Raw genomic sequence first — 26,609 nt, forward strand, 5'->3', positions numbered from 1 at the left:
TCAAAGCCTTTGATTTAGTGTTCTTTTATATCAATAATGGATTCGTTTAATGCCAGCATACTTTTTGAAACACCACCTTTGCTTGAATAGAAGAAGAACGAGGAGTTGGCTCAGCTAAATTATAGCTACAAGCTAAATCACTCAATAATGACGTTTAAAAAAGCCTGTAGTTACGGGCTTGTAAAATAAAGTTCTATCTGTAAGGGAAGAGGACTCCACCCCGACAGTCAAGGTGGAGGTGAATTTCACAAAGCTTTAACCCTGCTGACTTTGAATATACTTCTTAATTACATCTAAAGACGCACCACCACAAGCCCTGAAAAATAAGATCGTGATCATAAAACAGGTTTGAGCTTGTCGAAAATGGGCGAGTATGTCAAAAATCTATAGTATAAAAATCATGTACAATCGCACGAGCACCAAATCTTTCTTTTTGATTAATCAACCCCCTATTTAAAAACTTCCCTTCATTTTCATTAGAAATACCAAAGTCAAATATTTTAGCAAATTTTTTACTGTTATTTATTAAAAAATCAATCAGATAATCTAATACTTTTCCCTCTCTGCCCTTATCATTACTCGCCAAATACTGAATATGAACCACTCTCTCAGTTTCAAAAGTAACTGCTGCTGCCACAATATTACCATCAAGACAGCATTTATAAGCTTTTATATTATTAGGAAATCTACTTTTCAATAAATCTATTTCAATTTCATTATGGACAGGTTGTTGGTTATGATGCTCACGTAATACTTCACGAATAACCCCCCAAACAATACTAGGCTGATCTATTTCTTCACAAATAATACCATTTTTTTTGAGCTTCTTAATTGATCTTCTTTTGCTTTCCGAATATGAATATTCTTCCTCTAAATCAATACAAACACTAATATCTCTACGATAAAGGTTGGCATGATTTCTAAATAAAGCATATAAGTCTTCTTGTGCTGGATAATTATGATAAATACTTGGAATACATTTATATATAATTTTTTCAATATTTTTTTCTTTAAAAAAAATCTTTAATTGAGTAAAGAGTTCAAGCATATCAGCAGCATGCATCCCTCTATCAAATAAAAATCCACCAAAGGTTAAACCTTGATGACTATAAAAAATATTATCTTTAATATTTCCAGGTAATAAAGCCATAATTTCATCTTCATCATTTTTAAATATTAAAGAGAAATCTTCGAAACGATCAGAATGATACTCCATGAAATCCCGATTAAACATAAAGTGATAATTTTTACATTTTAATAAAAATTTATTCCATATTATTTTATCTGAATCTTCGTATTTTTTTATTTTAAAGCTTATATTTTCGCCCATTGCAATCTCCTATATAAGTTAAAAATTCTCTACTTATTATTTTTAAGTTAAATTTAATCAAAATTATTTTTATAAAAAAAATATTATTAAATGAATTCTAAACTAATTCATTCCTAATATTTGTAATAATCTATGATTTATATGATCAGCATTAAAATTTTTTTTAGCATATAAAAAGCCTTGATACCCCATTTTATTTACTTGTTCAGGATACTCTATAAAATAAATCATTTTCTTTACTAATGCGTTTACATCCCATTTAGAAATTAGGAAACCTGTAACACCATCTACCACAGTTTCATTACAGCCAGGTACATCAGTAGTAATCACTGGACGCCCAATAGCCATAGCTTCTTGTGTACTGCGAGGTACGCCCTCACGATAATAAGAAGGTAATACAAAAACTGCACTCTCACGTATTCTTTGATTCACATCTTTAACGAAACCAGCGTATTCTATAATTCCTGTTTCTATCAATTGATCTAATTGTGCCTGCTTTAAACCAGTTGGATTTTCAGGATCCAATCCACCTATAATTTTAAATGTTATATCAGGATATTTTTCTTTAACTATTCGAGCAGCTTCTAAATATTCAAATATACCCTTTTCAGCAATTAACCTGGCAATAAAGATAAAAGATAAATTTTTCTCGGTATCCCATTTCGTATAGGCATACTCTTGTAAGTTAAGACCAATTGGTCCTAAGACTTCAATTGCATTATTTTTATGGGGAAGATTATAATGATGTACTAGATCTTTAGGATCATCGCGATTTAAGAAAATAATTTTATCTAAATATGGAAATGCAAGCCGATATAAAGAAATTTGTACAAAGCGTATGAATTTAGTCTTTAAACTTTGACCATGCTTATGAATGGTAAAAGGTGAACCCAAGCCTTCAATCATTCCATAGATATAGGGAACATTTGTCTTATAAGCAGCTAAAGTAGCATAAATAATAGGTTTAGTTGAGTATGAAAAGACTATATCAGGTTGAATTTCTTTTATTTTATTTATAAGCTGAAAAATAGAATATAGATCAGATAATGGGTTCAATCCCCCACGACTAAGTTGATAGGAAATAGGAGTTGCTCCAAGATTTTTAATTATATCTAGCCACTGATCATCATACTCGGAGACAAAAGCATAAACCTGATGACCCTGCTCTAAACATGCAAAAATAAAATCTTTACGAAAATTATAAAGGTTATAAGCAGTAGAACCTATAATAGCAATTTTTTTATTTATCATTATTTTAATCGTCCTATAAGTTCTAATTGTGACGCATAAAAATTTTTATCGTCTTCAGAAACAGTAGTCATCCTACGCTTATTTAAAATTTGCATTAAATTCAAAAAACTTAATATTTCTACAATCATTTTTTTTATTTCAAATTTTAGAACAATCTTATTTTTTTCAAGATCAGATATGACATTGTTATAATACTTTTTAATCACTTCAATTTGAGTATTATATCCACGTATCATTTTTTCTTTTTTTACATTTTCCACTTCTCTATAAAAATATAAGGGTTCTTGCATCACCACATAATTAAAATCATTTTTTATAGCTGCTGATAACCATAATTCATAATCTTCAGCTAGGCAGTTATTTTCCTGATAAGGATTTCTTTGACACCATGTCTTACGTGCAAGCAATGAAGGATGTAATAAGTTGGTCAGGCCTTGCAAAATTTCTTTGGGTTGCATTTGATGATTAGAATAAATTCTTTTCCCTAAAATTTCATTTTTATTTCCAATCGAATACAAGCTGGTTACCACTAAATCAATCTCTGGATTTTCATTTAAGACTTTTATCTGTTTTTCAAGCCGATCTACTGCCATTAGATCATCAGCATCCATACGTGCAATAATGTCATATTGTGCTTCATTAATAATCTGATTTAAGCGATAAGGTAATCTTCTATTGAAGCCATCAGAAATGATACGGATTCGAGGATCAACAAATGATCGGGCTATCTCTAAAGACCGGTCTGTTGATCCATCATCTACCAGTATGAGTTCCCAGTTTTGAAAAGTTTGGGCCAGAACCGATTTAATCGCATCTTCTAAATATTTTTCAGCATTAAAAAATGGAATTCCTATAGAAATATACATATTTATTCTTCCTTATTATTATTTGAAAATATTAAAAAAGCTGCCAATAAAAACCAAAAAATAAGCGTTCTTGCACTATAGGTGGTAAACCCATATAACATTGGCCCTAAGAGTATCATCTTGTTTGAAAGTGATAATTTCTTAAATATTTGGTATAAAAATATTAAAAATAAGGATATTCCTATAATTCCATAATAAAACAAGATACCTAACCAAGTTGAATGAATTTCATTTCCGGTAGGGTTATATAACCAGTGAGCACCTTGTCCAGCCCCAAAAATTAAATATTGAGGATAATCTAAAAAACTAAAAAGACCACGTCCTTCTACCTGACTGTCTCTTTGATCTAACCCTTCTATAAAGCGTAGTGCAATGCTATCAAAAACCCCCAAGCTATATAAAAAGTAGTTTAAGCTTCCAAAAAACGCTAATGTTCCAATGAATACAAATATTCTTTTATTCAAGTCCCCTTTTTGACTAAATATAAGTCCCAGAGTTAACATTAAAAAACCAACTGAAGCAGATCTTGACATGGTCAATAAAATCAAGAATAAAGCTAAAAAATAGACGGTTATTTTTTTAAAACCGTTTCCTGAAATATACAGATAAATTGCGCAGCTACTCAGCACCCAAAATGCCATCTGGTTAGGATCATTAAAAAGACCATTGTATCGAGGTTCAAAATCATAACGACCTAAGTTACTTGCCCAGATAATAATTTCAATAATATAGGAAAAAGGAATAAGGAATAATAATTTTTCATAGAAAAAGTTGATCTGGACCTGATTTAAATTCATCATTAATAGAAAAAACAACAAATTAAATATCCAGTAAACAGTCGACATCATATAACTTGAATCTAGAACAATTAAATACCAAGCAAAATTTACACAAATTGCATAAGCAACGAATAATAAAATTATATTTGAATACTCAATATTTATTTTAGAGCTTTTGCTAAATAGCAATAAAATGGCACCCATAATAAAAATATGGCTGAATTGTGGAACTCCACTTGACCAAAAATAAAACTGAGATAAAAAAAATGAAAATAGTATAAGATATATAATTGACTTATCTCTTATATTAGTATTACTTAAAAAAATAATGTTATTTTTTAAATTAGTTTCATTTAAAATAATCATTATCCATTCCTTTTTTATTGTCTTTTGCTCGACAGAAAAGCAAAAGAACCGATTAATATTTTATATTATTAATTTAATTATTTTCTTATTTAATATATTTTAAAATGGTATTCTCTAACAAAATCAATAATATTTATCAAACTTATTTATATTAAAAATCTTTTTTAATAAGTAACCAGTAAAAAAATCTGAAAAAATCATATGTTAAAATTTCAGATGGATATTCTCTCAAAATGCTTAGCATTTTTTCTAATGATTGCTTTTTGGAAAACAACCCCAACTCAAATGCATTTATCCATAAAACTCTTTTTTTTGCTTTATTAAATAGAATATGATTTTGGTATTCATTTAAAATCATCATTCTCGAATCATGCATAAGAGACGTCTGTTTATGCATATTATTATCATGTAGCCTGTATTTAGCAAAAATAACTGGAAGATAACATAACTCCCCCTCCTGTGCTAAAAGTAACCACATATACCAGTCTTCGATTTTTACCTTAGCATCATAGCCGCCAATTTTTTTCAAAGCTTCTAATCGAATCAGTTGCGTAGTCGCTGGCAACTCATGTTCTAATAATAAAATTTTTTCAAAATTATAACTTTGTCTTTTTTTAATTCTATTTTTGACAAGATTAGAATCATTATCAATAACTGCCACTCCTCCAAATACTGCGATAAAATTTTTGTTCTGGTTTAAAAATTCGGATTGTATTTTTATTTTATCTTTTAAGATTATATCATCTGAAGCCAGAGAAGAAAAATATTCTCCCTGTGTCCATTCTAATGCTTCATTCAAGGTTGCACTCAAGCCCTGATTGGGTCGATGTCTAAACTCAAATCGGGTAAATCGTTTTTCACAGAGCGGAATCAGTTCTTGGATTTTTTCTACTGAAGAATCTGTAGATCCATCATCAATGACAATTAACTCAATATTCTGATACGACTGGTCAATGACACTCTGGATACTGTCACACACAAATCTCTCATGATTATAACTTGGTATAATGATAGAAATTAAAGGGTGTTCAATTTTCATATTATATCTCTTTTTATTCTAATGGTTTAAATATAAATAAACTGATGACTATCCAATACATCCCGTAATTTACCAGGTAAGCAATCGAAACCCCTTCAAATCCAAAAACTTGGGTACATACATAGCTCAAAACTAGAAGGGATAAAGTAAATATAATTTCTGTAGAGATATACAGTTTGGTCATGGCTTTGCTTAACATTAAATAACCTAGTATCCAGCTCCCTATCTTTAATGCATCGCCCATCATTTGCCAAAAGAACAGGCTTTGCATAGGTGCGAAGGAGGGACTGAACAATACATTGATAATCCAATCACGTAACACAAAAACAATTATGCCTCCTGCCACAGCCATTGGAAGAAGGAACTTATAGCCTAAATAGACTTCTTTCTTAATTTCTTCAAGCATCTTGAGCTCTGATAGGCGCGGCAAGTAATAGACCCCCAATATTGTGGTAACCAGCATCAGGTATACGGTACTTAGACGGATCATCGCTTCCCAGTATCCTGCATATGCCACGCCAAACTCCTGGCTTAAATAGGCACGAATCAACATTTGCGATAAAGGCACGCAGATCGCACTTACCAATGCCATCCAAACAAAAGAACTAAATTTTTTAGTAATTTCGAAGTCTATTTTTCCAAAAAGAGACGAAAATTTAAACCAGTCCGCTCTACAACACAGAAATAACGTGGCTATAAATGCAATAGACTGATAAATGGATAATGCAATCAAGGCACCATATAAATGTAGTTTTATGGCTAAAATACTTGTAATAATAAGAGCAAATAAACTGCCTGAAATATTAGCAATGACCAATTTTAATATTTCTTTTTTGCCATTTAATATGGCTAAAAATAATGTATTAAAATTAAAAAATATTAAAAATACTGCAAACCATACGAAAACATTTTGATATTCAAGGGTATGAAATATATAAAGTGATAGCTGGTTTTGGAAAATTAAAATTAATATTGCAAAAATCAGGCTGAATAGAAAAACAAGACTGCCTGCTGTTTTCCAGATTGCACGTTGTTTGTTTTGATCTTCATGATACTCGGCCGTATATTTAATGACGGCAGTATTAATTGCGCTACCTGCAAAAGTTGTTACCATTTGAATAAAATTTTGGAATTGTCCTAAAGCGGCATATCCAGTCGGTCCCAGATATACAGCCAAAATTTTATTTAGTACAAATAGGGTTAGGGTCTTAATCAGCACCGCCACACCATTGAGTACGCTGGTCGTAAGTAAATTCATCTATATTTGAAAACCATTACATAACTGAACAATTTGCTTTGCTTCATCCATAGATAAAGTAGGTCCGATCGGTAAGCTCAAGACCTCGGCATGAATTTGTTCTGAAATTGGTAAACTTAAGTCATTCCACTCTTTATAAGCTTGTTGTTTATGCGGTGGAATCGGGTAATGAATCAGTGTCTGTACCCCATGGTCTGCCAGATATTTTTGTAATTCTTCCCGATGTCGGGTTCGGATGACAAACAAATGCCAAACATGCTGGGTATAAGTTTCCGCGTCTATATTTATGAGTGGAAGATCAATGGCTGGATTTTGAATTTCTTTTAAATAGAGATCTGCAATCTGACGGCGATATTGGTTCTCTCGGTCCAAAAATTTCAGTTTTACGTTCAGAATTGCCGCCTGAATTTCATCAAGACGACTATTTACTCCAAGCATCAGGTTTTTATATTTTTCATGCGAACCATAATTACGTATCGCCTTCAGCATATTGGCTAACTCGGCATCATTGGTGGTAATCGCGCCCCCATCTCCTAATGCCCCCAAGTTTTTACCTGGATAAAAACTGAAGCCTGAGGCATCTCCCCAATTACCTGCTTTTTTACCATCTATTTCAGCACCATGTGCTTGTGCTGAATCCTCTAGGACCAGTAAATTATATTTCTTGGCAATCACCATAATTTCTGGCATTGCAGCAAGCTGTCCATATAAATGAACGGGTAAAATCGCCTTTGTTTTGGTAGTAATAGCTGCTTCAATTTTTTTAGTATCAATATTTAAAGTATTAAGATCTGGTTCGACCAACACCGGTTTTAGATTATTTTGTGAAATAGCCAAAATACTCGCAATATAAGTATTTGAAGGCACAATGACTTCATCTCCTTCATTTAGCTTACCCAATTCTTTCCATGCACGCAGGGTCAGAATAAGAGCATCCAAACCATTGGCAACCCCTATGGCATACTGCGTTCCACAATAATGCGCAAAATGCCTTTCAAAATCGTCTACCTGTTTGCCACATATATACCAGCCAGAATCAACTACCTGTGTACAAGCTACGATAAGTTTATCAAGATATTGAGCATTTATCGCTTTTAGGTCAAGAAAAGGAATCATTCTTATCAATCTCATAAAAAATCAAAAAATTAGGGAATATAACTCTAAAATAAGAGCTTATTTTCAAATAGTTGTTCGTATATTCAATGTGCTACTTCTATATTTATTGATATAAAAAATTAGTTCTACTATATTTATTAATTTTTAATTATTTTTTAAATATCATTCCACAAAAAATACATTGAAAATTAATAATTCTTGTGTTTTTATCATATTATATATTTAATTATTTACTGTTAAATTTATAATTGGTTTATTTACCTCTTTTAAAAAATCCTGATAATTTCGAATATAATCATTTTCATCATAATAATTATTTGCTAATACTAATAGCACACAATCTTCAGAAAAATCATGAATTTCTCTCCATATCAAAGATTCTATATATAATCCTTTTAAAGGAGAATTCAAAATAATTTCATCTTTAATACACCCATTATCCAATATAAATCGACAGCTACCTTTTATACATATAGCTATTTGTTTCAAAGCAATATGGGCATGAAAACCACGAGCTTTATTCAAAGTACTAAAAATATAATAAAGACGTTTAACTTTAAATGGAATAGATTGATTTGATTCAATTGCAACTAATCCACCTCGTTCATCACCTAAATTAGGTAAATCAATTAATTTAACTAAACTCATTATTATTTCCCCACTAAAGAAATCAGATATTGTCCATAGCCATTTTTATTCATTGTTTGACCAATCGCTAAAACTTCCTCTCTGCTCAGCCAGCCATTATTCAATGCAATTTCTTCCAAGCAGGCCACTTTATAACCCTGACGTTTTTCAATAGTTTCTACAAATTGAGCAGCCTCAAGCAGACTGCCCTGTGTACCTGTATCTAACCAGGCAAATCCACGCCCCAACAATTCAACATTTAAATCACCACGCTCCAGATATGCCTGGTTAATCGAGGTAATTTCAAGCTCGCCCCGTTCGGATGGTTGAACCTGTTTGGCAATCTGAATGACATCATTGTCATAAAAATACAGACCCGTTACAGCGAAGTTAGATTTAGGATGTTTCGGTTTTTCTTCAATTGAAATCACACGTTGCTGTTCATCAAATTCCACCACACCAAAGCGTTCAGGATCTTTCACCTGATAACCAAATACCGTTGCTCCTTTTTGCCGTGCTGCAGCCTGGCGTAGCATAGGGGTAAAACCTTGCCCGTAGAAAATATTATCGCCCAGCACCAGACATACATTGCTTTGGCCAATAAATTTTTCGCCCAGGATAAAGGCTTGTGCCAAACCATCAGGGCGAGGCTGAATTACATAACTCAGCTCCATGCCAAACTGTGAACCATCTCCTAATAAACGCTTAAATCCCTCAATATCCTCTGGCGTACTAATGACAAGAGCTTCATTGATACCGGCCAACATCAGGACAGATAATGGGTAATAAACCATCGGTTTGTCATAAATCGGAAGTAGCTGTTTCGAGATGCCTTTGGTAATCGGATGCAAACGTGTTCCCGAACCACCGGCTAAAATAATCCCTTTGGTTGTGCTAGCCATTAGACTGCCTCCCCTAAACGTTCACGCTGATAAGAACCATCCTGCACGCGACGACACCATTGCAGATTATCCAGATACCACTGCACAGTTTTACGGATACCGGTCTCGAATGATTCCTGTGGCTTCCACCCCAGTTCCCGCTCAATTTTTGAAGCATCAATGGCATAGCGTAAATCATGTCCAGGCCGATCCTTAACAAAGGTGATTAAGCTTTCATAACTTTGCCCATTCAACAGCGGTTTTAATTCATCTAAAATCTGACAAATGGTTTTAACCACGTCTATATTTTGTTTTTCATTCCATCCACCAATATTATAGGTTTCACCCACAACACCCTGAGTCGCAACTTGATATAAAGCACGAGCATGGTCTTCAACATAAAGCCAGTCACGAATCTGCTGACCATCCCCATAGACCGGTAATGGTCTAACTTCCAAAGCATTTAAGATCATCAAAGGAATCAGTTTTTCAGGAAAATGATAAGGTCCATAATTATTCGAACAGTTCGTGACAACCACCGGTAAACCATAGGTTCTATACCAGGCCCGAACTAAATGATCTGAACTGGCTTTACTTGCCGAATAGGGCGAACTTGGTAAATAAGGGGTGGTTTCAGTGAATAGATCAGTTGTGTCTTCTAAGTCGCCATATACTTCATCTGTTGAAATATGGTGGAATTTGAATCTGGATTTTTTAATTTCAGCCAAATTTTGCCAATACTTTCGTGCAACCTCTAATAAGGTATAGGTACCGACGATATTTGTACTGATAAATTCAGCCGGTCCATCGATCGAACGGTCCACATGAGACTCTGCCGCCAAATGCATGACCACATCTGGCTCAAAGGCTGAGAATAATCGCGCTAAAGATACATGATCACAAATATCAGTTTGAGTAAATTGATAACGAGGGTGATCCAATACAGAAACTAATGACTCCAAGTTACCTGCATAAGTTAACTTATCAACATTTAAAACATGATGTTCGGTCTCTTTAATGATATGCCGGATAACAGCAGATCCAATAAAACCAGCCCCACCGGTCACCAATATTTTCATCACCATTTTTAGTGTCCTTTAATATTTTTATTTTACTTTTCACAAATTATTTTTAATGTATTACTGCTTTCTGGGCATATCTATTTTTATTGATTTGTTCATAAGATATATTAATTCTATTACACAAGCCACTTACAAAAAAAGCCGATACTTAAATGTAGTTACATTTTATGGATCTATTTTAGTTTTTAAAAATATTTTTACTCTATATTGATCTTAATCCTTTACACACCTTTCAGCTAATATTGTCCCAATATTCATCATTTTTTTTATTCCAATACTTTAATTAACAATGTTTTATTTTAACTTTTGCAAGGTATAATTATTTTATAAATTATTAAACTAATACTTGAATTAGATGAAAATCAACAATCTAAGAAACCTTTAGATCAGATAAAAATTATATGAAAATACTTTCCTCGATTAATTTATATCGTTATAGCTCCTTTCATAAGATTTAACTCATCTATTAAAAAATAACAATTAGAAACAATTAATATTCTTTATAACGTTAAAAAATTTTCTATATCTCTATCGCTTGTTCAATCAAGCTTTCACGTCTATTTTATTCCATCTTTTTGCAAAGTCTTAACCTGGCGTTATTTAATTGGGTCAAAAATAGCTATAGACAAGGTATGTGATCTATTATATTTTTTAGATGTTAATCACATAAATCGAATTAAAAAATTAATAATTATTAATAAATACCAATTCTGAATATATAAAAATAAAGGGGTTTCAAGTGAACCATAGACACCTTTTAGGTATTTTTACCTTAAGCCTATCTCTAGTTGGATGTGCAGCAATATCCGGCTTTCAAACCTATAATTTACCGAAAGAAGGCATCTATCAAACTGAGCTAGGAACGCCTGTCAATCTGGTGCAATTGAATCAGCAAACCCTACCTGTCGTACAGTCGGCTCAAACGAATAATCTCAATCATTATGCAACTTTATTTCAGACCGAGGTGCAGGATTATCGCTTGAATCCAGGTGATATCTTATCTTTTCAACTATGGGCTTACCCTGAAATCAGTGCAGCCCCTACGGCCAGCGATAATAACAACGGCTATCAAATTGATCGAAATGGTTATATCCACTTCCCATTCATTGGACGCTATAAAGCAGCAGGAAAAACTCTTCCGCAAGTGAATCAGGAAGTACGACGCCTATTAACACCTTATTTAAACCGTCCGGATGTAGTGGTACGCGTGATTTCATATCAAGGGCAACGCTATTCTGTGGTTGGCAATGTGAAATCGGCAGGACAATTTTACCTGTCTGACCAACCAGTAAGTGTTTATACGGCGCTCGGTTTGGCGGGTGGTATAAATGAGCAAGGTGACTCTACTTCAATTCAACTTGTGCGTCAGGGTGTAACCTATGACCTGAATACCATTGCACTGGAAAAGGCTGGATATTCCTTGCATAAGCTATTGATTCAACCGAATGACACTCTTTATATCAGTCCTCGTGAAAATCAGAAGATCTATGTCATGGGTGAGGCCAGTGCCAATAAGCCCTTACCACTACGTGACCAAGGTATGACTCTCGCTGATGTATTGGGGGAAAGTGAAGGCATTAACCCCTATTCCGCGAATTCTAGCCGGATTTATGTCTTACGTGGCAATCCAGACAATCAGATGACTGAAATATATCACTTAAGTCTAAAAAATCTTGGAGATTTTGGCCTGGCGAAACAGTTCAAAATGCGTAGCAATGATATTGTCTATGTTGATGCCACAGGTCTGACCCGTTGGGAACGCGTTGTTAGCCAGATTCTTCCATTTTCATATGTCGCTGATTCGGCTATACGATAGGTAATTTAGCTATAGTACTAGGTGCTTAATACTGAATATGAAACAGACACAATAAGAACTGTCTTCTTCTGATCATTATTAAAATATCTGGCCTTATGCGGGTTAGATATTTCAAGAAAGGACAATAAAACCAAAATATGTAGGATTCTTTCTCACAAAAGCAGCAAGTCTTTGATTATTTTTCATAATTTTATTTAAGAATATATCATCGACTGGAAAAATCACTTTTAAACTTTTAGATAGTAAAATTATGAACAAAAATAACAATACCGAAAATATGATTGACCTAAAAGGGGTGTTCTTTTCCTTGCTCTCGCAATGGAAGCTCATCCTCTTATGTGGTTTGCTTAGCCTGATGGCAGTGTTGCTGTACATGCGTACCGCAGCCATTAACTATAAGGTGGATGCAATCGTTCAGGTCGAAGAAAATAGAGGGGCATCAGCTGCCTTATTAGGCAGCTTGTCAAGTATTATTAGTCAGATGTCTTCATCAAATGCTGAGATTGAGGTTTTAAAATCACGCACGATTCTTGAATCAGTGATTGATCGTTTAAATCTGGATCTCCATATTGCGAGCACTGAAGACTCTTTTATCAATCGTCTCATTTACGGCAGAAATTCCCAAACCGAATATCAACCCGAAATTGTACGCTTTAAAGAAGGTCAAAAAAGCTTTGATATCCGTCAGTTTGAAGTTCCCGTAGCGTACCAGGATAAAAATCTCCTGCTGAAGTTTCAACCACAGAGCTTTAGCTTGATCAATCCAGCTACAGAGGAAATTGTCTTTCAAGGGCCACTTAACCAAGCTGTTCAAGGCAAAGCTGCACAGGGAGATTGGAAAGTTGCCATCTTTACTCAGGATAAGCTAGATAACAGCTATCGGGTACAAAAACTCTCATTACCAACAGCGATTGATTCTATTCTTGCCAATTATTCAGTGACAGAAAAAGGCGAACTGAGTGGAGTTCTGCAGCTTCGCTATCAGGGTCAAGATAAACAGCATATCACTAAGGTCCTGAACACGATTTTAGCGACTTATAGCCAGCACAATATTACGCGACGTTCAACAGAAACAGCGCAGACCCTGGCGTTTCTGGATGAACAATTACCAGATTTAAAGAAACAGCTTGATAATGCAGAATTTGCCTTTAACCAGTTCCGTCAACGGCATAATACAGTTGATATCGCTAAAGAATCTGAATTGTATTTAAATCAGAGCGTCACCTTAGAAACGCAAAAAGTCTTACTTGAACAGAGACAGGCAGAAATAGCTGCCAAATATGCAGCACTACATCCAGCCATGCGAGAAATTACTGCTCAACTTCGTGTGATCAATGGCAAGATTCGTGAACTGAATACAACACTCAAAAATATTCCAGAGATACAACGCCAGTATTTGCAACTGTCACGCGAAGTCGAAGTCAAACAGCAGCTGTATACCAACCTGGTGAATTCCTACCAACAACTGCGTGTTGCCAAAGCGGGTGAAATTGGCAATGTACATATCATTGATACCGCACTTGAACCCATTGACCAAGTGCAACAGAAAACACCACTGATTCTGTTGCTCGCCTTTTGGTTCGGTATTTTTGTGGGACTCTTGGTGGCATTATTCCGCAATATGCTGCGTTCTGGTGTGAAAGATAGCAGTCAAATAGAATATCAACTAGAGCTTCCAGTATATGCGAATATTGCCCATTCTCCGAGTCAGAAACCTGGGCTAAAACTACTCAAAAAGAAAAAGATTCCTTTTGTATTAGCCCTTAAACATAGCGATGATATCGCGATCGAAAGCTTGCGAAGCATACGTACAGCGAGTCATTTCGCCCTAAGCCAAGCCAAGAACAACATCATCATGATTTCAGGTCCAGCACCAAAAGTCGGGAAATCATTTGTTTCCAGCAACCTGGCAGTCATCATGGCGGAAAAAAACAAACGCGTATTGGTGATTGATGCAGACTTACGTCGTGGTCATATCCACAAATATTTTGATCTGGATAATCAACATGGATTAACTGAATACCTGAATGAGCAGATCACATTAGAACAGGTGGTACAAAACACCAATCTTCCGAACTTAAATGTAATCACCTGTGGTGAAAGTTCAGCAAACCCTTCTGAGCTTCTTAATTCAGTACGCTTCAAGGAATTACTACAATCTCTGATTCCGCACTATGACCATATCATTATTGATACACCACCTGTATTGGCTGTTACGGATGCGATTATAGTATCTCGATATGTTGGACTCAATTTAGTCGTGGCGCGCTATGCAAAAACACAAATGAAGGAGCTGGAGCTTACATTAAACCGCTTTAAACAGGCCGGTAGTATCGTAAATGGCTTTATCCTGAATGATATTCAGCGTTCAGCCGGGGGGAGCTATAGTTATGATTACATTTATAGTTATAAGTCTAGAGAACAAAATAGCTGATCCCATTGAGATAAAAAAACCAGCTATTGCTGGTTTTTTTTATCTCTTTAAACTTCAACACAACTGCGATGTCCGCTTGCTAAAAAACCACCCATTCTGCAAGATTTCTCAAAATTTTCTGCTAAGATGGAATGAACCTCAACGATAACATTAGATTGGAATAATACATGAGTAAGGCCTTACCGATTGCTGTCGCTGTTCTTTTAGGCGGTGCCGCGCTAGTACCTGTTTACTATGCAACTCAAAACCCAGCTGCTCAAACCACAAAAGCATCTAAAGATGCCTCTGCTGTTTCTAAAATTAGCTATGCACTCGGTTATGAAGTCGCTCATCAAACTCCACCTGAGCTGGATATTAACAGCTTTGTGACAGGCGTTCGCGAAGGTCATGCCCGTACTGCCCCTGCTTATACTGAAGAAGAATTACAAGCAGCTTATGAGCAGTTCCAAAAAGAAATGCAGCAGAAGCAAGTCGACAGTGCCAAGCAGGCTCAAACCTCAAGTGATACTTTTCTGGCTGAAAATTCCAAAAAAGCTGGGGTAAAAACTACAGCATCTGGCTTGCAATATTTAGTGACCAAAGAAGGTACAGGCAAACAGCCGGCAGCAACTTCAATTGTAAAAGTACATTACACAGGGAAACTGGTTGATGGTACCGTGTTTGACAGTTCGGTTGAACGTGGCGAGCCGATTGAGTTCCCACTCAATCAGGTGATTCCAGGCTGGACCGAAGGTCTGCAACTGATAAAAGAAGGCGGTAAAGCAACCCTGTATATCCCATCTAAACTCGGTTATGGTGAACAGGGCGTACCAGGAACTATTCCTCCTAACAGCACTTTGATTTTTGATGTGGAACTGATCGAAGTCAAATAATCCACGAATAAGGAGAGCATTGTGCTCTCCTTTATTTTGAGAAATGATAATGAAAATACAAATAAGCTTGCTGGTTTTACTGCTAAGTTCTGGCAGTCTTTTTGCCAAAGACATCACCACTAAAAGTTCTGAAGCAGAACAGGTGGGTTACAGCTTTGGTTATCTGATGGGAAAAAGTAATGCAGACTCTTTACAAGGTATTGATCTAGATGCCTTCAGTGCCGGGTTAAAAGCGGCAGCTGCTGGAAAACAGGCAACTTTAAGTGATGAAGAGATGGCGCAGGTCTTGACCCAGTTTAAACGTCAAAGTGAAGCCAAAGAGCTGATTGAATTAAAACGAAAAGCTGAAAAAAATGCCAAAATCGGCCAAGCTTTCCTGACTGAAAATGCAAAAAAACCGGGGATAAAAACCACCAAATCAGGTTTACAATATCAGATTCTTCAGGAAGGTAAAGGTAAATCGCCGAGCGCAAATAGTAATGTCCGCGTACATTATGAAGGCCGTTTGATCGATGGTACGGTTTTTGATAGCTCGATTGCCCGTAATCATCCCGTGGTATTTCGTACCACCCAGGTCATTACCGGCTGGACCGAAGGTTTACAGCTGATGAAAGAAGGTGCCAAATATCGTTTCTTTATTCCGGCCGAACTGGCCTATGGACAGATTGGTTCAGGGGATGTAATTGAACCGAACAGTACTTTAATTTTTGATGTGGAATTACTGGAAATTATTAAATAATAAGTCCTATTTTTCCAGATCTAACATCGGAGAGGTTTTATATTTGCCTCTCTTTTTTTATGGGCTTAAGTATCCGTAAATCGCAGGTTTTCATGTCACATTCCTATCAGTTTTGCTATGTTATGTTTTAATCAAGCAATTCAACAACAATAGAGGATGTCAGCATGGCAGCAATCAAGACCCGCGAAATTCATTATACTACGCAGGATGGCAGCCCATTAATTGGTTATTTTGCCGTCCCAGAGACAGATACCCTTGTTGCCGGTGTACTGGTCGCGCCAGAATGGTGGGGCCGGAATGAATATACTGAACAACGTGCCCGTGAACTTGCAGAACATGGCTATGCGGCCTTGGCCATGGACATGTATGGGGATAAAAAAGTTACAACCAATTCTGATCAGGCTTATCAGTGGATGATGCAAACTTTTGAAGATCCTGACACTATCGTTAATCGTGCAACAGCAGCCTTGAATACTTTGGCAGCACAGGATGAAGTCAATGCTGAGAAGCTTGCAGCGATTGGTTTCTGCTACGGTGGCAAAGTCGTACTAGATTTGGCCCGTTCTAATGCACCTTTAAAAGCTGTGGCCACTTTCCATGCCACTCTGTCGCCAAAAGCACCGGCTCAAGAAGGTCAGGTACAGGCGGAAATCCTGGTGCTACATGGTGAACTAGACAGCATGGTGACCCTGGATGATGTCGCCAGTTTCCGTGAGGAAATGTATGCCGCCAAGGTCGAGCATGAAGTGATTGTTTTTGAAAATGCCAAACATGGCTTTAGCAACCCGCTTGCGGATGAACGGGCCAAGGCCAATGGTGTGGATCTTGGTTACAATGCAGAAGCGGAACGAAAAAGCCTGGCAGCGATGTATGCCTTGCTAGACCGTCATTTGGCATAAATAGAAACAACTATCCGGCTTGTTCACAGGCTGAATATTTTAGATACTTCATGAAGAGAAGAAGATAAATCCTACCAGAGGAGAATGTGTATGATGGCTGAAACCAACTGCCCCTACTGCAATTTTGACGAATATGATGTCATTGCCAAAAATGATTATGGTGTGGTGTTGCCTGAACCGAATTCATTGTCCGAAGGTCACTGTGTGATCATTCCATTGCGGCATGTGGCCTCGTTTTTCGAAGTGACCGATAAAGAACGTAAAAGTTTGATGTCTTTACTGGAACAGGCACGCAATGAACTGCAATTACGTTACCAGCCTGCCGGTTTTCATGTCGGCTTTATTGATGGTGAAGTTTTTCAGGAAAAGGTAGAACATCTGCATATTCATATTATTCCGCGTTATGCAGGCAAGACCTTGAAGCTGGATGAGCGCTGGGGAATTAACGATTAACCGGATTCTTTATCAAAAATAAATGCTCTCCGGAGCATTTATTTTTATGAAAGCCAAGTTCTATCAAGCTCGATGAACATCTACGTTTTTATCCCACTTTTCACATTCCCACCCTGCTGATTCCGCTATACTAGTTGCTGCTTATTCGGTTGCTATGTGTTCATGTTTGTATTTTCAGATGCCCTGTTAGAATGGTTTGATGTGCATGGTCGTCATGACTTGCCCTGGCAGGTGACAGATGATCCCTATAAAGTCTGGGTCTCTGAAATCATGTTGCAGCAAACCCAGGTCAAAACTGTACTGCAATATTTCGAACGATTTATCCAGCGTTTTCCGACTGTTCAGGACTTGGGTCAAGCCTCATGGGATGAGGTCGCACCCTACTGGGCCGGTCTCGGCTATTATGCCCGCGCCCGCAATCTGCATAAAGCTGCCGGCATCGTGACAGCACAGCAGCAGTTCCCTCAAACCCTGGAAGAATGGATGGCTTTGCCCGGCATTGGCCGTTCTACCGCGGGCGCCCTGATGTCACTGGGTTTACGTCAATATGGCGTAATCATGGATGGTAACGTTAAACGGGTACTGTCACGTTTCTTTGCCATTGAAGATGATCTCTCCAAACAAGTGCATGAGCGTGCTCTCTGGCAACTGGCGGAACAGCTCTGTCCTATCGAGCGCAATCATGACTATACCCAGGCGATTATGGATTTGGGTGCAACTGTATGTACCCCGAAAAAGCCTTTATGTCTGTATTGTCCGATGCAGCAGCATTGCAAGGCTCATCAGCAAGGACTGGAAAATGAATTACCTTTTAAGAAGGCCAAAAAACCGGTTCCAGTACGATCTGCACAGGTCTTGCTGATCCAGTCCGGTACAGACTGGCTTTGGCAACAACGTCCCAATAGCGGTCTTTGGGGCGGTCTCTGGTGTCTGCCGATTATTGAAAATGCATATGAATTTGAACAGCAATGCCAGCAGCTGGGCCTGAAAAATATCGTCAAAAAAACCCAGATTAGCCACAGTTTTACCCATTTTACCTGGCACCTTGAAGCGATTGTTTTTGCGGTCGATCAAGATCAGCAGGAACATCTGGCGATTGAACTGGAGGCCAGCTGGATGAGTCCAGATACGGCAATTAATTCCGGCGTTCCCACCGCGATGAAAAAATTGATCTCTGCAGTCAATGTATGACATAGTCAGAATAAAGCAAAAAGACAGAACAGCTCATAGAGCATTGCCAATATTTAAGGATGAATAGCGTGCGCCAATACCTTGCTTTCACTTGGGTTGCTTTAATCACTGTGCTGCTGGCCGCTTGTAGTAGTACGCCAAAACAGTCCCCTTCTGCACAGCTCAATCCCATCCTCGTGCAAAAACTGCAAAATAAGCGTATGCCCTCTTCTCTGCCAATCCCGGTGGCACGCGTACAGGCACGTGAATTAACAGATACCTGGGGCGCTTCGCGCAGTCGCGGACGTCTGCATGAAGGCATTGATATCATGGCTCCACGTGGAACCAAAGTTTTTAGCGCGACTGAGGGTTTGATTGCGGATTTACGTAATAACAATTTGGGTGGTAAAGTAGTCTGGATTCTGGGTTCAGGTGGCTCTTGGCATTATTATGCGCATCTGGACGGACATAAGCGCGGTTTAAAAGTGGGTGACTATGTCAAAAAAGGCCAGCTGATCGGTTATGTCGGCAATAGCGGTAATGCCCGGCATACTGCTCCTCATCTGCATTATGGAATCTATTTACAGGGCAAGGGCCGCGGTGTGGTCAACCCTTATCCCTATTTTCGTTAATTTTAGGATATTTACATGTCAGAAGCGTTGATCAATCGTCTGGTGGAATTTGCTGAATCAGGCAATCAACAAAAAATTGTATTGAATGGTCAAACTTACCAGGGCTGGGTGATGGAAATTACCGAGGATGCGCTTCTGATCAGTACCGGTTATGCTGACAAGGCCGGTAAAGATATGTGGATTCAATTTAGCGATCTGGATCAAGCTGAATTGTCTTACTGGGATAACCAGCAAGATCAATGGACTGTTTTTAAATTATAAAAGCATAAAAACAAGGGGCATCACATGACTGTGCAACGCTGTGGCTGGTGCTCCGATGATCCATTGTATATCGCCTACCATGATCAGGAATGGGGACAGGCACTGCTGGATGAAAATCGCCTGTTTGAAATGCTATGTCTGGAAGGACAGCAGGCTGGTCTGGCCTGGATTACCGTTCTCAGAAAACGTGAAGCTTATCGTGAACATTTTTTTCAATATTCGATTGAATCTATCGCCTCACTTACAGATCAACAACTCCAACTGAAACTCGAAGATGCTAGCCTGATACGGCATCGTGGCAAACTCAATGCCATTCGGGAAAATGCCCAAGCCTGGCTGAAACTAAAACAGCAAGGCATCAATCCGGTGGATTGGCTCTGGTCTTTTGCCCAGCAACCGCGACTGAATAATGATGTTGTGGATTATCGGCAAGCACCCGCTCAAACCATTGAGAGCCAGAAGATGTCTAAAGCCCTTAAACAGGCCGGTTTTAAATTTGTCGGACCCACCATTTGCTATGCCTTTATGCAGGCCGTTGGTATGGTCGATGACCATGAAAATCATTGTGACTTTAAAACAATATCCTCCCATTTAAATAAGAGTCGAAATCATGTCGAATAATATTATTCAAGCTTATGCAGCCATGTCTGCAAGTGCGGAACTTGAACCTTATCAGTTTGATGCCGGAGAACTGCAACCGCATCAGGTCGAAGTCAAAGTAGAATACTGCGGTCTCTGTCATTCCGATATTTCAGTGATCAATAATGACTGGGGTTCTTCAGTGTATCCGGTTGTAGCAGGACATGAGATTATTGGTACCATTACCCATCTTGGTGCAGAAGCCAAAGGCCTGAAAGTTGGTCAACGAGTGGGAATCGGCTGGACAGCGGAAAGCTGCCAATATTGCGATCCCTGCATTTCAGGTCAGCAGGTGCTGTGTACTGGCGGTCAGGTGGCTACCATTATCGGACATGCCGGTGGTTTTGCCGACAAAGTGCGTGCCGGATGGCAATGGGTCATTCCCCTACCTGAAGATCTTGATCCTGAAAGTGCGGGTCCCCTGCTCTGTGGCGGAATTACCGTATTCGATCCGATCCTAAAACATCAGATTCAGGCTATTCATCATGTTGGCGTAATTGGGATTGGCGGTTTGGGTCATATCGCGATTAAACTACTCAAAGCTTGGGGCTGTGAAATTACTGCGTTCACATCGAACCTGGATAAAACTGATGAACTGAAAGCCATGGGTGCTGACCATGTGGTGAACAGTCGTGATGTCGCTGCGTTAAAGGCCCAGCGAGGCAAGTTTGATTTATTACTGAGTACTGTCAATGTCACCTTGAATTGGCAGGCTTATCTGGCAACTTTGGCGCCGAATGGCAGTGTGCATATGCTGGGTTTACCACTTGAGCCGATGCAGATTCCGGCAGGCATGCTGATTGGCGGAGCTAAATCCGTCACCGGTTCACCGACGGGTTCTCCGGCTGCCCTGCGCCAGCTGCTGAAATTTGCTGCACGTAAAAATATTGCTCCGCAAATTGAACTGTTCCCGATGTCACAGCTGAACCAAGCGATTGAACATCTGCATTCTGGCAAAGCCCGTTACCGGATTGTACTTAAAGCGGATTTTATAGTTTAAATCCTGCCTGTCTCAAGCTGTTAAAAAGACCCAGAAATTGAGTAATGCCAGTCAGTTAAGAAATTGACTGGCATTTTCTTTTTTAAATTCAGTATTATATTTAATAGGTGGGAAAGTCATCCGCAACTGTTCGAGGCAGGACTACATTAAAAAATGATTGTTTCTGCGACAAATTTACTAATGGATGCTGGCTGACGAGTTTTGTGGGGAGGACTATTGCTCTGCAAGATGCCTTCCTGGCGAAGCTCCGCTTATCATTTGAGCGAAACCAAAGTAACAAATGATATTGCAAATATTTGATTTAAAAAGTTAAAACTTTCTCGTGAACGACTGAAAAGTTAAAGAAACTATTTCTAAATTCCTTAACTGATCAGCATTACAGCAATTGGGTCTTTTTTATCAAATGGAGCGTAAAACGCTGTCTTTCAGGTCAGAGATATAAGAGACACGACATGAAATGTCGTTTAATTTTTAAGAATCAATAATTTTAATTTAACATGAGCTAATATAAGCCTATGAAAACACTTAAATTACGCATAAAAGACAAACATTGCAAGGTGCTAAATCAGTTAGCATCCGAGGTGAACTTTGTCTGGAATTATGTGAATGATTTAAGTTTCAAACACCTTACAAGAACAGGTGACTTTTTCTCAGCATTTGATATGACTAAATACACAAAAGGAACTTCAAAACTGTGTGGTTTGCATAGTCAAACAGTACAAGGGATAACAGAAGAATATGTTAATAAAAGAAGACAGCACAAGAAAGCAAAGCTGAAATGGCGTGTAAGTAATAAGAAGTCGGCAAGACGTTCACTTGGTTGGATACCATTTAAAAAAGTAGCGATTAAATATGCTGATGGATATGTGCAATATGGCAAGTATCAATTCAAACTGTGGGATAGCTACGGTATAAGTAAATACAGCGTTAGAACAGGCTCATTCGTTGAGGATAGTCGTGGGCGCTGGTACGTGTGCCTTGTTGTCGATTCACCCAAGCAAGACAAACCAACTGTAACTCAAGCGATTGGTATTGATCTTGGTCTAAAAGACATTGCTACCTGTTCAGATGGTACGGTCATTTCAAATCCCAAGTTCTATCAAAAATACGAGCAGAAATTAGGGATTGCTCAAAGAGCAAAAAATAAAAAACGTGTACGTGCATTACACGCCAAGATTGCGAATTGCCGAAAAGACCATTTGCACAAAGCAAGCACCATGCTTGTTAGGAAAAATGCATTGATTGTTGTTGGTGATCTGAGTGCGAAAAAACTTGTAAAAACCAAAATGGCAAAATCGGTTTTAGATACAGGATTTTCAGCACTTAAAACAATGCTCAAGTATAAATGCGAGAACGCAGGGGTATTGTTTGAAGAAGTGAGTGAGAGGTTCACAACCCAAATCTGTTCGTGCTGTGGTGAGATCACCGCAAGCAGTCCGAAAGGTAGAGCAGATTTGCGAATAAGAGTATGGGAATGTGAATGCGGTAGTTTAAATCAACGTGATTTAAATTCTGCTAAGAACATACTTGCGCTTGGGCATAAGCGTCTAGCAGTAGGAATCACCTCCGTTTTAGGGATGTGAGGATGTCAATGCAGGGCTTCAGGCAAGACCGCAATAGGTGAAGGCTTGGCCAGTTCAGTCTTCATCTTTTGCAGCATTTGATAGGGCTGCTGTTGCACAAACATATTTACGAAGGTCAAAGGAATGGAACCTTCCGGATTGGCATAACCATAGGTAGAGACCTTGACCTTATTATTGGCCAGTTTCTGGAAAGTCCAGTCGCCCTGATAATCGGTTAAACGCACATAATCCGGGTTTAAAGGATAGCCACTTTTGATGGCTTTATTCTTGATGGTGATCTGACCATTGGTTTCCTTGATCATCTTGCCTTGTACAATCAGGTCACGGTCTTTTAAGGGAAATGGAAAATCCAGCACCATATACAGGGTAAAGTCGCCTTTTTTATCATCGCGGGACAGGACCTTGATGCTACCCATATAGGGAACCCACTGTACTGCATGTTCGACATTCAGAATCAAGGACACGGCATTTTCAATGGGCGCGGTATAGGTGGTTTCAGCTTTATACAGAAAGACCGGGTTTTGTTCATTCTGATAGGTCCAGACCTTGATATTATTTTTATAAATACTGAGTTTAGGCGTCCCAACAGGCTTTGCCTGCGCAATGGCAGCAAGCACCACTGCACAGAGCAGGAAAATCATTTTTTGCATTTTTTATTCGTCTTATTTTAGTTTTAGATTTTTTTATAAATGATTTTAACTCGGTTTTAAACCTGAATATCGTTAAAACCAAGCACGTCTTTCATATCATATTTACGCGCTTCACGGCCCACCACCCAGGCAGCAGCACGTACTGCACCGCTCGCAAAGTTCATGCGGTTAGTCGCTTTATGAGTAATTTCCACACGTTCCCCATCGGCAATAAACATTGCAGTATGTTCACCGACAATATCGCCACCGCGAATGGTCTGGAAGCCAATGCTCTTACGCTCACGCGGCCCGGTATGACCTTCACGGCAATACACTGCATCTTCTTTCAGGTCACGACCCAAAGTTTCCGCAATCGCCTCACCCCACATTAAAGCTGTACCCGATGGCGCATCTACTTTGTGACGGTGATGTGCTTCAATCACTTCGATATCAACCGTATCGCCAAATACTTTAGAGGCCAGTTCAAGCAGTTTGATCGAGACGTTCACACCCACTGAATAATTCGCTGCATACACTATAGGAGTTTCCGTCGCAGATTCATCCAGATAGGCTTTTTGCTCGTCATTCATACCCGTGGTACCAATTACGATGGCAACACCGGCTTCACGGCAGATTTTCAGATGATTGACGGTCGCTGCTGGCGCAGTGAAATCAATCACGACATCACAGTCTTTGACTACATCGGTAAGGCTACCCACGACCTTAACACCTGTTGCGCCAATTCCGGCAAGTTCACCAGCATCTGCGCCTAATAGTGTACTTTCAGGGCGTTCTACCGCAGCCGCCAATTGATAACCTGCTTCATACACAGCCTGAATAAGGATACGCCCCATACGACCGCCTGCACCCAAGATCCCAATGCGTGGTGTAGCTGACATAACATAGTCCTGATGTTGATCCAAAATTGCTCTTACTATAACAAAACTGCGGAATAACACTAAGATGCATTGCATAAAAATCAATGAAAATATTCAAAGAGTGAAATCATTGATATTAATAAAAGTACTTCATAAGTGTACATATAAAATCAACAATCCATAAGTAAGAACATATGGGCATCATTGGGTGGAATAAAATCATATGATGTTTGAAGAAAATGAGTAGTTAATTATCTGTATTATGTAGCAACTGCTACAAAACATAATAATTAATTAGTTAGAAAAAAGCCGAGATTAACTCGGCATTCTTTTTTGGCTTACGCCATTGCATGAACAATAGGCGCATGAATCACTTGCAATGGCCGATTCTTTACTTTTTCCCGAGCCTGCCACATATCATACTTAGCTTGTATCTGTAACCACAGATCAGCACGACCACCACGTTCAATGCCCAACCATGCTTCAATACGTAACGCCATCTCAGGTGATATAGCCGCTTTCTCATTGAGTACACGCGATAATGCCGCACGGGATACGCCAAGCTGTTTAGCCGCTTCGGTTACGGTTAAAGCCAGTGATGGTAAAATATCTTCTCGCAAAATTTCCGCTGGATGTGGGGGGTTAAACATTTGTGACATAGCACACCTCTCTTAATGATAATCCTGATAATCAACTAAAATGGCATCTTCATTTTCAAACTTAAATGTTAAACGCCAGTTTCCATTCACTGATACAGAATAATGCTTCTCGACATCTTGGTTTTTAGGGTTTTTACCTGTTAGTGGGTGTAAGCTCCAGCCCAGAACATCCATATCAGAGGGTGATGTAGAGGTATCTAATACCAACAATTGACGGCGTAGTTTTTTGGCATGTGCTGGCTGTATGCCTGCGGTTGAACCTGTTTCAAAAAACTTTTTCAATCCTTTATGCCGAAACGACTTAATCATGCAAATCACTCTGTCAGAATGACTTTTATTGTATAGTGTAACGCCTCACTTATCAACAGGTCTTGGTTTGTGCTGTTGTTATACAATGTCGTATTCATCAATAAAATTTTTCAAAAGCATGGTCAAGCCAAAAAGTGATTTGGACAAAATCAAATTTTTTGTCCATAGAAAAGCATGTCTATATGGTCAAAATGAATATTTATATAAAATAATATAATTCAATAACTTGGTACATATCCACATAAAACAACTTATGGAATGTAAATATTTTAATCAAGCTTAAGAAGTTAGGCAATCACTTCCATCAAAGCTATACGATGTAGATCAACTTGACTGTCATATAGACTGGCAAAATCTCCACTAAAAATTTGATGTTTCTTAATTTTATCTTTAAATAACTTTATGATTTAGCTTAAATAATTGATTTAGAGAAGTATAGAATGTACGGCCATCTAAGTTTAAATCTACCTCAACTCCAGATGAAAGAAGAACTCTTTTACCCACTTCAATTCTTTTTAAACCCTGACGTGTATTTTGCATTTTATTGAGAGGAATTAACGAAACAATAATTTCAGTACCATTTTTAGATTTTGCAATTAAATCATTTATTTTTAACAACCTGAATCCTATTTTTCTAAAGATTTTTCCAATTTGGAAAATAACTTAAAATTAAATTTGAACGATAAAAAAAAGCACTTATTAAGTGCTTTTTTTACTGTTTATTCTTGCTTAGTTGACATACTTCCACCACTTTCACAATGTTCAAGTAGGGGATTCTAAAAGCAAAAGCTCTTAGGTGACTTCCTCACGGATTTCACTTGCTTTCTGCTTCATCGGGCGACCTTTACCGCATCCACCCTCCACAGACAAAACGGTGTGCCCCACCGCTAAAATGTTGCGAGAAGCATTAATATCTGCATTCTCGCCAAAGCCACACTCGACACAACTAAAGTTTGCCTGAGTGAGCCTATTTTCTTTTGCAACGTGACCACATGAACTACAAGTCTGACTTGTATATTTAGGGTCAACTTTAACGAGTAA

General features: G+C 38.1%; 28 protein-coding genes. 12 read left to right on the top strand and 16 right to left on the bottom strand.

Going from position 1 to position 26,609, the window contains the following annotated elements; all coding sequences use genetic code 11:
• Nucleotides 1–376: 376 nt before the first annotated feature.
• From PV763_RS14450 to rfbB, 10 genes are all read right to left on the bottom strand, one after another.
• Entirely contained in the window at nt 377–1,330 is a 954-nt protein-coding gene (locus tag PV763_RS14450; RefSeq protein WP_420938100.1) for a GNAT family N-acetyltransferase, read from the bottom strand.
• Nucleotides 1,331–1,432: 102 nt separating this feature from the next.
• Nucleotides 1,433–2,581 (bottom strand): glycosyltransferase family 4 protein, encoded by a 1,149-nt coding sequence (locus PV763_RS14455; protein ID WP_420938101.1) that lies wholly within the window; start codon nt 2,579–2,581, stop codon nt 1,433–1,435.
• Nucleotides 2,581–3,447 (bottom strand): glycosyltransferase family 2 protein, encoded by an 867-nt coding sequence (locus tag PV763_RS14460; RefSeq protein WP_420938102.1) that lies wholly within the window; start codon nt 3,445–3,447, stop codon nt 2,581–2,583. Before PV763_RS14460 ends, PV763_RS14455 begins: the two co-directional genes overlap by 1 nt.
• Nucleotides 3,448–3,449: 2 nt before the next feature.
• Entirely contained in the window at nt 3,450–4,592 is a 1,143-nt protein-coding gene (locus tag PV763_RS14465; protein WP_420938103.1) for an O-antigen ligase family protein, read from the bottom strand.
• Between the two features lie 151 nt (nt 4,593–4,743).
• Nucleotides 4,744–5,631, bottom strand: coding sequence for a glycosyltransferase family 2 protein (locus PV763_RS14470; RefSeq protein ID WP_420938104.1), 888 nt, complete (start codon nt 5,629–5,631; stop codon nt 4,744–4,746).
• A 13-nt stretch (nt 5,632–5,644) separates the two neighbouring features.
• Nucleotides 5,645–6,889 carry an O-antigen translocase gene (locus tag PV763_RS14475; protein ID WP_420938105.1) on the bottom strand — a complete coding sequence of 415 codons (1,245 nt, stop codon included), beginning with the start codon at nt 6,887–6,889 and terminating at the stop codon, nt 5,645–5,647.
• Nucleotides 6,890–8,005 carry a DegT/DnrJ/EryC1/StrS family aminotransferase gene (locus PV763_RS14480; RefSeq protein ID WP_420938106.1) on the bottom strand — a complete coding sequence of 372 codons (1,116 nt, stop codon included), beginning with the start codon at nt 8,003–8,005 and terminating at the stop codon, nt 6,890–6,892.
• Nucleotides 8,006–8,227: 222 nt separating this feature from the next.
• Nucleotides 8,228–8,653 (bottom strand): sugar 3,4-ketoisomerase, encoded by a 426-nt coding sequence (locus PV763_RS14485; protein WP_420938107.1) that lies wholly within the window; start codon nt 8,651–8,653, stop codon nt 8,228–8,230.
• A 2-nt stretch (nt 8,654–8,655) separates the two neighbouring features.
• Nucleotides 8,656–9,534: a glucose-1-phosphate thymidylyltransferase RfbA gene (gene rfbA / locus PV763_RS14490; protein ID WP_420938108.1), complete on the bottom strand. Its 879-nt coding sequence runs from the start codon at nt 9,532–9,534 to the stop codon at nt 8,656–8,658.
• Nucleotides 9,534–10,592 carry a dTDP-glucose 4,6-dehydratase gene (gene rfbB / locus PV763_RS14495; RefSeq protein ID WP_420938118.1) on the bottom strand — a complete coding sequence of 353 codons (1,059 nt, stop codon included), beginning with the start codon at nt 10,590–10,592 and terminating at the stop codon, nt 9,534–9,536. The genes rfbA and rfbB overlap by 1 nt, the downstream gene beginning before the upstream one ends.
• A 742-nt stretch (nt 10,593–11,334) precedes the next feature.
• Here rfbB and PV763_RS14500 point away from each other — a divergent pair.
• The 12 genes from PV763_RS14500 to PV763_RS14555 all read left to right on the top strand — a co-directional run bounded on the left by PV763_RS14500 (nt 11,335) and on the right by PV763_RS14555 (nt 23,093).
• The gene (locus PV763_RS14500) at nt 11,335–12,411 is read left to right on the top strand and encodes a polysaccharide biosynthesis/export family protein (RefSeq protein ID WP_219307811.1); all 1,077 of its coding nucleotides are present in this window, start codon (nt 11,335–11,337) and stop codon (nt 12,409–12,411) included.
• 250 nt (nt 12,412–12,661) lie between these two features.
• Nucleotides 12,662–14,845 (top strand): polysaccharide biosynthesis tyrosine autokinase, encoded by a 2,184-nt coding sequence (locus PV763_RS14505; RefSeq protein WP_420938109.1) that lies wholly within the window; start codon nt 12,662–12,664, stop codon nt 14,843–14,845.
• 167 nt (nt 14,846–15,012) lie between these two features.
• The gene (locus PV763_RS14510; protein ID WP_420938110.1) at nt 15,013–15,717 is read left to right on the top strand and encodes an FKBP-type peptidyl-prolyl cis-trans isomerase; all 705 of its coding nucleotides are present in this window, start codon (nt 15,013–15,015) and stop codon (nt 15,715–15,717) included.
• A 49-nt stretch (nt 15,718–15,766) separates the two neighbouring features.
• Nucleotides 15,767–16,456 (top strand): FKBP-type peptidyl-prolyl cis-trans isomerase, encoded by a 690-nt coding sequence (locus PV763_RS14515; protein ID WP_420938111.1) that lies wholly within the window; start codon nt 15,767–15,769, stop codon nt 16,454–16,456.
• A 164-nt stretch (nt 16,457–16,620) separates the two neighbouring features.
• Entirely contained in the window at nt 16,621–17,355 is a 735-nt protein-coding gene (locus tag PV763_RS14520; RefSeq protein ID WP_420938112.1) for a dienelactone hydrolase family protein, read from the top strand.
• Between the two features lie 93 nt (nt 17,356–17,448).
• A complete protein-coding gene (locus PV763_RS14525) occupies nt 17,449–17,808 on the top strand; it encodes an HIT family protein (protein WP_026055739.1) in 360 nt (119 codons plus the stop codon).
• A 162-nt stretch (nt 17,809–17,970) separates the two neighbouring features.
• A complete protein-coding gene (mutY, locus tag PV763_RS14530; protein ID WP_420938113.1) occupies nt 17,971–18,999 on the top strand; it encodes an A/G-specific adenine glycosylase in 1,029 nt (342 codons plus the stop codon).
• Nucleotides 19,000–19,067: 68 nt separating this feature from the next.
• Entirely contained in the window at nt 19,068–19,610 is a 543-nt protein-coding gene (locus PV763_RS14535) for a M23 family metallopeptidase (RefSeq protein WP_420938114.1), read from the top strand.
• Nucleotides 19,611–19,625: 15 nt separating this feature from the next.
• On the top strand, nt 19,626–19,871 hold the full coding sequence (locus PV763_RS14540) for a hypothetical protein (protein ID WP_004647674.1): 246 nt from the start codon (nt 19,626–19,628) through the stop codon (nt 19,869–19,871).
• 24 nt (nt 19,872–19,895) lie between these two features.
• The gene (locus PV763_RS14545; RefSeq protein WP_305158405.1) at nt 19,896–20,492 is read left to right on the top strand and encodes a DNA-3-methyladenine glycosylase I; all 597 of its coding nucleotides are present in this window, start codon (nt 19,896–19,898) and stop codon (nt 20,490–20,492) included.
• Complete coding sequence (ahr, locus tag PV763_RS14550; RefSeq protein WP_338840241.1) at nt 20,482–21,510, top strand: NADPH-dependent aldehyde reductase Ahr; 1,029 nt, start codon at nt 20,482–20,484, stop codon at nt 21,508–21,510. The genes PV763_RS14545 and ahr overlap by 11 nt, the downstream gene beginning before the upstream one ends.
• A 515-nt stretch (nt 21,511–22,025) precedes the next feature.
• Nucleotides 22,026–23,093, top strand: a complete 1,068-nt coding sequence (locus tag PV763_RS14555; RefSeq protein ID WP_420938115.1) for an RNA-guided endonuclease InsQ/TnpB family protein — start codon at nt 22,026–22,028, stop codon at nt 23,091–23,093.
• A gap of 5 nt (nt 23,094–23,098) precedes the next feature.
• Here PV763_RS14555 and PV763_RS14560 read toward each other — a convergent pair whose 3' ends face one another.
• The 6 genes from PV763_RS14560 to PV763_RS14585 form a co-directional block, all read right to left on the bottom strand.
• Entirely contained in the window at nt 23,099–23,743 is a 645-nt protein-coding gene (locus PV763_RS14560; RefSeq protein WP_338840243.1) for an START domain-containing protein, read from the bottom strand.
• 56 nt (nt 23,744–23,799) lie between these two features.
• Nucleotides 23,800–24,621 (bottom strand): 4-hydroxy-tetrahydrodipicolinate reductase, encoded by an 822-nt coding sequence (gene dapB / locus PV763_RS14565; RefSeq protein WP_420938116.1) that lies wholly within the window; start codon nt 24,619–24,621, stop codon nt 23,800–23,802.
• 317 nt (nt 24,622–24,938) lie between these two features.
• Complete coding sequence (locus PV763_RS14570; RefSeq protein WP_420938117.1) at nt 24,939–25,259, bottom strand: HigA family addiction module antitoxin; 321 nt, start codon at nt 25,257–25,259, stop codon at nt 24,939–24,941.
• A gap of 12 nt (nt 25,260–25,271) precedes the next feature.
• Nucleotides 25,272–25,568 carry a type II toxin-antitoxin system RelE/ParE family toxin gene (locus PV763_RS14575; protein WP_180001687.1) on the bottom strand — a complete coding sequence of 99 codons (297 nt, stop codon included), beginning with the start codon at nt 25,566–25,568 and terminating at the stop codon, nt 25,272–25,274.
• A 390-nt stretch (nt 25,569–25,958) separates the two neighbouring features.
• Nucleotides 25,959–26,186: a hypothetical protein gene (locus PV763_RS14580; RefSeq protein ID WP_004647679.1), complete on the bottom strand. Its 228-nt coding sequence runs from the start codon at nt 26,184–26,186 to the stop codon at nt 25,959–25,961.
• Nucleotides 26,187–26,360: 174 nt separating this feature from the next.
• Nucleotides 26,361–26,609 (bottom strand): transposase (locus tag PV763_RS14585; RefSeq protein WP_305158084.1); only part of this gene is annotated, 249 nt, incomplete at its 5' end.

This window comes from Acinetobacter sp. AS5, from assembly GCF_048957595.1.
Lineage (GTDB): Bacteria > Pseudomonadota > Gammaproteobacteria > Pseudomonadales > Moraxellaceae > Acinetobacter.